This is a genomic window from Sphingomonas sp. Ant20, from assembly GCF_000783375.1.
Classification (GTDB): Bacteria; Pseudomonadota; Alphaproteobacteria; order Sphingomonadales; family Sphingomonadaceae; genus Sphingomonas; species Sphingomonas aerolata.
Map to the genome: position 1 here is coordinate 1 of NZ_JRVI01000139.1, position 9,010 is coordinate 9,010.

Here is a 9,010-nt window from a genome sequence, read left to right on the forward strand (position 1 = left end):
CATGGACGCGCGACGCGGCCGTGCCCGCGCTGCCGCCGATGCCCGCGGGACTGCTGGAGATGCGGCGCGAGAGCAGTGTGATCGACACGCGGCGCGACGCGTCCGCGGCGCCGGGCGTGCGGCGGCTGTCCGCGCGGTACGACCGGCCGTATTTGATGCACGGTGCGATCGGACCGTCCTGCGCGGTGGCGCTGATGGCCGAGGGACAGCTGACGGTCTGGACACACAGCCAGGGCGTCGAGCCGCTGCGCACCGCGATCGCCGAGCTGGTCGCGATGCCCGCCGACCGCGTCCGCTGCGTCCACCGCGAGGGGGCGGGCTGTTACGGGCATAATGGGGCGGACGACGTCGCGGGCGATGCCGCGCTGGTCGCATGTGCGATGCCCGGCGTTCCGGTCCGGCTGCAATGGAGCCGCGAGCAGGAGCATGGCTGGGAACCGCTCGGGCCGGCGATGCTCGCGCAGATCGACGCAACGCTGGATGCGTCGGGACGGATCGTCGACTGGCGGCATCAGGTGTGGAGCAACACGCACAGCACGCGCCCCGTCGCGGCGGGTGACCTGCTCGCGGGCGTGGAGGTAGTGCCGCCGTTCGTGCCGACGCCGCCCAAGCCGATCCCGCAGCCCAATGGCGGCGGCGATCGCAACGCCATCCCGCTTTATCGCTTTGCCAACCAGAGCATCGTCAGCCATTTCCTGCCCGACATGCCGGTGCGGGTGTCGGCGCTGCGCGGGCTGGGCGCGCATCTGAACATCTTCGCGCTCGAGAGCGCGATGGACGAGCTCGCGGCGGCGGCGGGGCGCGATCCGGTCGCGTTCCGGCTCGCGCATCTCGACGATCCGCGCGCCGCAGACGTGATCCGGCGCGCGGCGGCGCGGTTCGGATGGAGCCGCTACCGGCCCCGGCCCAATCGCGGGCGGGGCTTCGCCTTTGCGCGGTACAAGAATCACGGCGCCTATTGCGCGGTCGCGCTCGATGTCGAGCGGATCCCCGACGAGGGGCGGCTGATCGTCCACCGCGCGGTCGTCGCGGTCGACAGCGGCGAGGCGGTCAATCCCGACGGCATCCGCAACCAGGTCGAGGGCGGGTTGCTCCAGTCGCTGAGCTGGACCGCATATGAGTCCGCGGGACACGACGGTGCGCGCCGGACCGATTATGACTGGAGCGGCTATCCGATCCTGCGGTTCGCGGACGTGCCGCACAGCGTCGTCGTCGAGGTGATCGACCGGCCGGGTACGCCGTTTCTGGGTACGGGCGAGTGCGCGCAGGGGCCCACCGCCGCCGCGCTCGCCAATGCGCTGGCGGCGGCGACGGGGGTCAGGACCAGGAGCATGCCGCTGGCGGGGGGGCTGGCGACACGCTCCTGATCATCGGCGGTCGTCGGGCGACCGCCGTATTGGTCGAGTCAGGCGCCGCCGGCGACCGGGGCGAGCGTCTGCTGGTGCTGGACCACGCGCCATTCCTCATGCTCGAGCCGGCGCATCGTCGTCGTGCAATAGGCGGTATAGCCGGTTGCGCCTTCGCGACTCGCCTCGGCCTTGTAGGCGATCGCGATCAGGCCCTCCTGCGGGCGCATGATCTGCTGTTCGCTGAACCGGACCTCCGACCAGCGCGGCGTATCGGCGACCGCCTCGATCGCCTGCGCGCCGGTCATCACGAAGGGCTGCTCGGGAAGCACCATCACGCATTCGTCGTCGATCAGCGTGTGATACTGGTCCGCGTCGCCCGTCCACAGGCTTTCTTCAAATGCCCAGACCCTGGTGTCGTCCATTGCTCGTCTCCTTCTGTCGGGGTCGAGCGCGGGGACGGCCTACTTCGTTCCTCACAATCGGTGAGACGAAGGTCTTTTGGCGATCGGAGCATCCTATGTTTCCGACGCTGTGTGGCTGCCGACCGGCGCGCCGGTCGGCAGCCATTGTCCTACAGCCCGTAGGAGAGCCGCAGGTACCCGAACCGGCCCGGGATGTCATAGGTCGTCGGGTCGAAGTTGTTCAGGCTGCAGCTGAAGCAGGCGGGGGGATCCTTGTCGAAGACGTTGTTCACGCCGAAGGTCAGCGCGAGCTTCGAATCGAGCCAGGCCGGCCGGAACTGGAGCTGGACGTCGCCGTAGAGGCGGCTCTTCAGGGCGTTCTCCGCAGCGATTTCGTCGACATTGTCGATATAGCGTCCGGTGACGCTCGCGGTGACCGGCCCCACCGACCAGTCGATCGTGCCCAGTCCCTTGAAATGCGGATAGGTCTGATCGGGCGAGCCGCGTTCGGTGCCGACATAGTCGGTCGTGACGAAGCCGTCGGTCGCGGGCGTCCGCTCGCTATACTTGAGCAGATAGTTGCCCGAGACGTAGAGGCCGAAGCGCCCGGCGCCGGTCTCGCCCGAGCGGACCGTCAGCGTCGCGTCGATGCCCTTGGTGCGGATGCCGCCGGTGTTGAGCAGCAGGCCGTTGATCGCGGTCACGATGCCGCTGGGGGCACGCCGCACCGCCGCGCAGCTGAGCGCGTCGCCGGTCTGGGCGCAGCGGCTGAGCAGCACCTGGGCCGGGATCGACGCGATCGAGTCGTCGACCTTGATGTCGTAGTAGTTGACCTCGAGGCTGAGCGCCGAGAGCGTGCCGCCGCGGGCCCAGCTGGGGCTGTAGACGCCGCCGAACAGCAGCGTCCGGGCGGTTTCGGGTCGCAGCTCGCTGTTGCCGCCGGTGAGCACCGGCAACTGGCCCGAGGGTTCGGCGTAGCTGCCATTACCGGGGACGCCGTTGGCGACGCAGTTCGCGCGGACGGTCGGGTTGGACTGGAACAGCCCGCCCGCGGCGCTGGTGCAGGGATCGTCGATCGAGGCGTCGAACCGCGACTGCGCGCCGAACAGCTCGCCGATCGACGGTGCGCGCAGCGATTCGGCATATTGGCCGCGCAGCAGCAGGTCGCTGACGGGCTTCCACAGCGCGCCGCCACTAAGCGTCGTATTGCCCCCGAAGGTCGAATAGTTCGAATGGCGGACCGCGCCGTTCAGCTCGAGCGAGGCGATGCCGGGAATGTCGCGCAGCAGCGGCAGGCGGATTTCGCCATAGACCTCGTCGACGTTGAACTTGCCGCTCGCCGCCTGTGCCGGGATGTCCGCGCCGAGACCCGCCTGGATGATCGGGTCGGGCGTGAAGCTGCCGAACTGATAGCGATGCTCATAGCCGATCGCGATGCCGACCGGCCCGCCGGGCAGATCGAACAGCTCGCCGGAGACGTTGGCGGTATAGTCGTTCAGCTTCTGGCGGCTGCGGTCGCGTTCGTCGAAGCCGATATAGCCGAGCATCGCCGGGGTGATCGAGCCGACCCCGCCAAAGAAGTTGAACGGCACGCATTCCCCGGTGCACTGGCTGATCGGGCCGATCGCGCGGGCGAGGCGTGCGGCGTTGATGTTGCCGGTGAACAGCTGCTTGGCATCGTTATAGCCGATGACCGCGCTCGCATCCCAATACCAGTTGTGCCCGAACATCTGGAACTTGCCGTCCAGCGTGCCGGTCAGCGACATGGTGTCGACCTGCTGGCTGTAGGTGCGCTGCCCCGCCTCGACGAGGCGGCGGAAGATCGCGGTGTAGTTCTGCCCGGGGACGAGCGTCACGCCGAACGGGTTGAACGGGTTGGTCGCATCGACCGAGAGCGTGTCGAGCATGTTGCCGTTGCCGACGTCGGGACCGATGCCGAGCGGGAGGAACGCCGCCTGGTTCTGCGAATTGCGGCGGTTATAGACCGCCTTCACGCGCAGGTTGAGCGCCTCCGAAAACTCGGCGCGCGTGTTGACGAAGCCGCCGAACCGCTCGACCGGCGTCAGGAAATAGTTGAGCGGCGCGAAGTTGAACCGATCGGCGGCGGTGAACGCCTTGAAGTCACCGGTCGCGAGCGTCGGGTCATAGACCGGGCGGCCGCTGGCGACGGGGCCACGCAGCGTGATGTTCTGGCCGTTCACCAGGAACCGGCCGAAGGGCGTGAAGCTGGAGCAGCCGCCGATGGGTTCGGCGCAGCTGGTCTGGCCCGGATTGGGGAATTGCGAGATGTCGCGATCGGCGGCGCTGACCGATTCCTGCTTGGTGTAATAGCCGCCCGCGACGACGTGCACGCCCTGGCTGCCAAAGCCGTAGCTCAGCTGGTAATCCTGCGTCTTGCCGTCATTGTCGCCGAGATACTGGCCATATTGCGCCGATCCCTTGAACCCCTTCTGGTTCTGCTTGGTGATGATGTTGACGACGCCGGCGATCGCGTCGGACCCGTATTGCGTCGAGGCGCCCGATTGCAGCACCTCGATCCGTTCGATCATCGAGGACGGGATCGAGTTGAGATCGACCGTCGCCGGGATGCCGCTGGCCGACGCGCCGTTGACGAAGCGCAGTCCGTCGACGAGCACGAGCGTCCGCTTGGGGCCGAGATAGCGCAGGTCGAGCACCGCGGAGCCCGCGCCGACGCCGCCGCCATCGGGCGGGTTGCCGAAATTGCCCGAGCTGTTGAACTTCGAATTGAGGCCGCCCGACGAGGCGGGCAGGCGTTGCAGGATGTCCGCGACGGACGACAGGCCGGTGCGCGCGATCGCGTTCTCATCCACGGTGATGACGGGCGATGGCTGATCGAGCGGGTCGCGGCGGATGCGCGATCCGGTGACGATGATGTCTTCGGTGGGGGCCTCGGTCGCCGCGGGGGCGGTGGGCGTCTGGGGGTCGGTCGCCAGTTGCGCCGCGGCGCCATTGGCCGCGATCAGCAGGCCCGCGCCCATCGCCATCCGCGACGAGCGCATCATCCATTTCGTCCAACGCATTTCTGTCCCCCTTGTGACACCCCCGTTTTACGGCGGTGCACCATGGTTACGACGAAAAATGGTTTTTATGACCATATGTTGCTGCTCCGTTACGATCAGCAATGGTAAATTGCGAAACGGGTGTTGCTTGCGGGTTACACCACCAAGGTCCGTTCAGGGGGTGCTGCGCTTTCGCGTGGGGGCGCGGAAGTCGGGGGGCTTGTCGACGATCCAGCGCAGGTAGCGGGCGATATCCTCGCGCGCGCGGAGCTGGTCCATCGTCGCGTAGCTGGTGGCGAGGTCGCGGTTGGCGACGAAGGCGTGGATGGTGCGGTGGCAGATCGGGTGCACCGGCACGGTCTGTGTACCGCCCTCGCTCTTGGGGACGACGTGATGGCGCTCGACGCGGTGGCCGAGCGGGCGGCCGCAGAGCGCGCAGGGCGGGTCGTCCGCAGCCTGCGCGGTCCGTGCCGCCGCCTCGGCCAGTCCGGCCATCCGTTTCACGCGCCCGCCCATTCCGCTGCCCCTATCGCCGGGGCCTGAGCAGGCTGTCGAGCCGGACCGGCGCATAGTCGTGACCGTCGACATCGACGCCGACGTCGAACTGGCGGAGCATCGGCTTCAGCCGGCCGTGGCTGTGCCCGTGGAGATTGATCGCGCCGCGGTGCTGGCCGTTCCAGCTGCGGAATGGGTAATGACACAGGACGAGCCGCCGGTCGTCGAGCGTGATCTCCGCATAGTCGGCGACGCTGGTCCAGCCCGGCGCCGCCAGTGTCGCATCGGGATCGTTGTTGCCGCGCAGCAGGTGCTTGGTCCCGTGCAGCCGCGCGAGCAGCCCGGCCACGTCCGCGGGGCGACGCGCGACGTCGCCAAGGTGCCACACCACGTCCTGCGGCCCGACGACCGCGTTCCACCGCTCGATCAGCGCTGTGTCCATCGCGGCGGTGTCGGCGAACGGTCGGCGCGCGATGTTGATCGTGCGGTGGTCGCCGAAATGCGTGTCGGCGGTGAAGAAGACGCTCACGCGCGCGGCTCCGCGGGCAGGGCGACGGCGGCGAAATGGGTGCGGATATAGTCGAGCTTGGGATCGATATAGCGGCGGCAGAAGGGCCGGTCGGGATCGGTCCGGTAGTAATTCTGGAAGCGCGCGTCCGAGGGCCGGAAGCCCGTGCACGGCAGGACCAGGGTGCGGGCCGGTGCCGCCGTCTCGGCTGCGAACCGGGCGATCGCGGCTTCGGCGTCGGGGCGCTGGCCGTCCTCGAAGACATAGATGGCGCTGCGATAGCGTCCGGCGGGAGAATAGCCGGATTTCGCCGAATGCGTGCGCAGATGCACCTCGGCCAGTGTCGCCAGGCTAATGGCGGCGGGGTCGAACGTCACGATGGCGCCCTCCGCCCAGGCGTCCGACGGGGCCTCGGACTGAAGGAAGCCCTGCTCGACCGCCTGCACGCCGCGGAGCGCCTGAAAGACGCCCTCGGTGCACCAGTGGCACCCGCCGCCGAACCCGATCCGGTGCACGCGCTGTTCCGTCATCCGGCGATCGTGAACACCGAGCCGGAATCGACGCGTATCCCTGCACCGTTGATGAAGCTCGCCCGCTCCGAGCAGAGGAAGGCGACGGCGGCGGCGACCTCCTCGGCCTTGCCGCGGCGCTTGAGCACCATGCCCGGGCGTTCCTCTTCGAGGAAGCTGTCGATCGCCGCGTCGAAGCTTTCGCCGCGTTCCTCGGCACGCTTGCGCATCATCTTGTCGGTCATCGGCGTGGCGATGAACGCAGGGGAGACGGTGTTCACGAGGACATTGTCGCCGCCATAGGCCTTGGACAGCCCTTTCGCGAGCGCGAGGATCCCCGCCTTCGACGCGCAATAGGCGAGTTCGTCGACATAGGGCTGCACCGCATCCTCCGACGCGAACAGCACGATCCGGCCCCAGCCGCCCTTGCGCATCGCCGGGATCGCCTCGCGGCACATGCGCACCGCGCCCATGAGGTTGATGTCGAGCGTCTGCTCCCAGCCGGCATCGTCGACGTCGAGGAAATCGCCGGTCGCGCCCGTCACGCCCGCGGCGTTGACATAGATGTCGGGATCGCCGAGCCGCTCGCGCACCTCGGCCCAGATCGCGCGGACATCGTCGAGGCTGGTGACGTCGCCGGTCACCGCGACGACCTCGCCGAGCGGTGACAGTTCGGCGAGCGCCGCGTCGAGCGTGCCGCCCGGCTGATCGGTGATCGCGACGCGCACGCCGGCCTCGAGCAGCAGCCGCGCGGTCTCCTTGCCCATGCCGGAATCCGCGCCGCTGATCAGCGCGATGCGCCCCTTGATACCCAGATCCATGTGAAACTCCTCAATCGTCGGATGCGAGAAAACGGTCGGCGGTGCGCAGCGACAGCGCCATGATCGTCAGCGCGGGATTGGCCGCCAATGCGCTGGGAAAGAGGGAATTGTCGCAGATCCGCAGGTTCGCAATGTCGAAGCTGCGGCCGTCGGAATCAACCACTGCGGTGTCGCCGTCATGCCCCATGCGGCAGGTGCCGATCGTATGCGCCGAGCGATCGACCGCGAAGATGTCCTGCGCGCCCGCCGCCGCCCAGATGTCGCTAAGCGTGCGCCGCGCGTGGCGATCGATCGCCTGTTCGTTGGCGTGATAGCTGAAGTCGATCCGCGCCTTGCGGTGGCCGAAGGCGTCGACCTCGTCGGCGAGCGTCAGCCGGTTGTCGGCATGCGGCAGGCATTCGCCGTTGATGCCGATCCCCGCCATCCGGTTATAGCCGCGCAGGAGCGTCTGGAGTCGTTCGCCCCAAAGGCCGGCGCCGCGGGCGAGCCCGGTGGCGAGGTTGACGGGGAGCACGCCGAGGCTCTGGATCAGATAGCCCCCCGCGCAGCCGGCATCGCCGGGGCGCATCATGTCCTCGCTGATCAGCGACGAGGGATAGCCGCGGTTCATCCGCATCTCCGCGTCGAACCGGCCCCAGATCTGGTCGCGACATGCGCCATGAAGTTGCGTCCGACCTGACCGCTCGAATTGGCGATGCCGAGGTTGAGCAGCAGCCGCGGCGTCTCGATACCGCCCGCACAGAGGAAGACCGCGGCGCAAAGCTGGCGATGCTCCTGCCCATTCTGGCTGTACACGACCGCGCTGATCCGGCCGCGGCCGTCATAGTCGAACGCGACCACGCGCGCGCGCGCGCGGATCTCGGCCCCATGCGCGACCGCGAGGGGCAGATAGGTCGTGTCCATGCTCGTCTTGGCGGCGTTGCGGCAGCCTGGTGACAGGCGCCGCAATTGACGCAGGCCTGGCGCTGTCCCCAGTGCGGCTGGTCGCGATCGCGCGAGACCAGGGCGGCGGGGGCGTCGGTCGCGGTGATGCCGAGCGCCGCGCAGCCGCGCGCCATGGCGTCGGCGGCGGCGTTACGCGCGACCGGGGGATAGGCGTAGCGGCGGGTGGCGTCCCACGGATAGTCGGCCGGGCCCGAAACGCCGGTGAACGCCTCGACCTCCGCGATGTACCGGGTCAGCTCGGCTGAATCGATCGGCCAGTCGGCGCCTTCGCCGGTCAGCGTCTTGAGCCGCAGGTCGCGGGGATCGGGACGCGGGCAAAAGGCGCCCCAGTGCAGCGTCGAGCCGCCGACGCCCATGCCTGAATTGTTCGACCCGAACGCGGTCGGCGTCGATCCGCCGCTCAGCCGTTCCTCCATCCAGTAGATGTCGGCCGCGACCTCGTCGGCGACATGCTCGTCGGGACGGAAGGCGCGGCCCGCCTCGAGCGCGACAACCGACAGGCCCGCCTGGGCGAGCCGGGCGGTAAGCGGCGCACCGCCCGCGCCGGTGCCGATCACGACCGCATCGACGACGTCATTCGCACCATGCTGCCTCGTCGTCACGCCCCGCGCTCCTGCGACGGGCGCTGCCACGCTTCGGGATCGTCGGCGCCGGTGCGGGTATAGCCCTGCTTGCGGGGACCATCGCCGCCGACCGCAAAGCCGTCATAGCCGATCGCGGCCATCGTCGCGGGCTGCGCCATCCATATGCGGACAGTCTCGGCGCGGACATCCTCGAACCAGAGCCGCATCTGCACGGGCGACAGGCGGGTCGCGTCCTTCTCGATGCCGACCGTGCCGCCGGCGATGCGATCGAGCCAGCCGTCCTGGTCGGGATCGGCCAGCGAGACGAAACCGCCCGTCGCCGTATCGAGCGTCGCGAGCCCGCGCGACCACGCGGCGCGGTCGTCCGGCAGCTCGGCG

General features: G+C 68.8%; 10 protein-coding genes and 1 pseudogene. 2 read left to right on the top strand and 9 right to left on the bottom strand.

The features are described 5' to 3' along the window. On the top strand, positions 1 to 1,367 hold a 1,367-nt coding region (locus NI18_RS15265; RefSeq protein WP_157840551.1), incomplete at its 5' end, for a molybdopterin cofactor-binding domain-containing protein. A gap of 38 nt (positions 1,368 to 1,405) precedes the next feature. On the opposite strand, the gene NI18_RS15270 is transcribed toward NI18_RS15265, so the two are convergent. The 8 genes from NI18_RS15270 to NI18_RS27195 all read right to left on the bottom strand — a co-directional run bounded on the left by NI18_RS15270 (position 1,406) and on the right by NI18_RS27195 (position 8,006). Further along, positions 1,406 to 1,771, bottom strand: a complete 366-nt coding sequence (locus NI18_RS15270) for a DUF4440 domain-containing protein (RefSeq protein WP_031395307.1) — start codon at positions 1,769 to 1,771, stop codon at positions 1,406 to 1,408. Positions 1,772 to 1,920: 149 nt separating this feature from the next. After that, the gene (locus NI18_RS15275) at positions 1,921 to 4,791 is read right to left on the bottom strand and encodes a TonB-dependent receptor (RefSeq protein WP_274602528.1); all 2,871 of its coding nucleotides are present in this window, start codon (positions 4,789 to 4,791) and stop codon (positions 1,921 to 1,923) included. A 153-nt stretch (positions 4,792 to 4,944) separates the two neighbouring features. Continuing rightward, the gene (locus tag NI18_RS15280) at positions 4,945 to 5,265 is read right to left on the bottom strand and encodes an HNH endonuclease (protein ID WP_037531130.1); all 321 of its coding nucleotides are present in this window, start codon (positions 5,263 to 5,265) and stop codon (positions 4,945 to 4,947) included. A 31-nt stretch (positions 5,266 to 5,296) separates the two neighbouring features. Beyond that, positions 5,297 to 5,794, bottom strand: coding sequence for a metallophosphoesterase family protein (locus tag NI18_RS15285; RefSeq protein WP_037531117.1), 498 nt, complete (start codon positions 5,792 to 5,794; stop codon positions 5,297 to 5,299). Beyond that, positions 5,791 to 6,303: a peptide-methionine (S)-S-oxide reductase gene (locus NI18_RS15290; RefSeq protein ID WP_037531121.1), complete on the bottom strand. Its 513-nt coding sequence runs from the start codon at positions 6,301 to 6,303 to the stop codon at positions 5,791 to 5,793. Before NI18_RS15290 ends, NI18_RS15285 begins: the two co-directional genes overlap by 4 nt. Beyond that, entirely contained in the window at positions 6,300 to 7,103 is an 804-nt protein-coding gene (locus tag NI18_RS15295; RefSeq protein ID WP_037531123.1) for an SDR family oxidoreductase, read from the bottom strand. The genes NI18_RS15290 and NI18_RS15295 overlap by 4 nt, the downstream gene beginning before the upstream one ends. Positions 7,104 to 7,113: 10 nt before the next feature. After that, positions 7,114 to 7,713, bottom strand: coding sequence for a GMC family oxidoreductase (locus tag NI18_RS27190; RefSeq protein WP_306286448.1), 600 nt, complete (start codon positions 7,711 to 7,713; stop codon positions 7,114 to 7,116). Next, entirely contained in the window at positions 7,710 to 8,006 is a 297-nt protein-coding gene (locus tag NI18_RS27195; RefSeq protein WP_306286449.1) for a GMC family oxidoreductase N-terminal domain-containing protein, read from the bottom strand. The genes NI18_RS27190 and NI18_RS27195 overlap by 4 nt, the downstream gene beginning before the upstream one ends. Positions 8,007 to 8,051: 45 nt before the next feature. Between NI18_RS27195 and NI18_RS27200 the strand changes: the two genes are divergently transcribed. Then, positions 8,052 to 8,198, top strand: a complete 147-nt coding sequence (locus NI18_RS27200; RefSeq protein ID WP_306286450.1) for a hypothetical protein — start codon at positions 8,052 to 8,054, stop codon at positions 8,196 to 8,198. 448 nt (positions 8,199 to 8,646) lie between these two features. Here NI18_RS27200 and NI18_RS25145 read toward each other — a convergent pair. Continuing rightward, positions 8,647 to 9,010, bottom strand: a pseudogene (locus NI18_RS25145) (alpha/beta hydrolase); the annotation flags it as partial.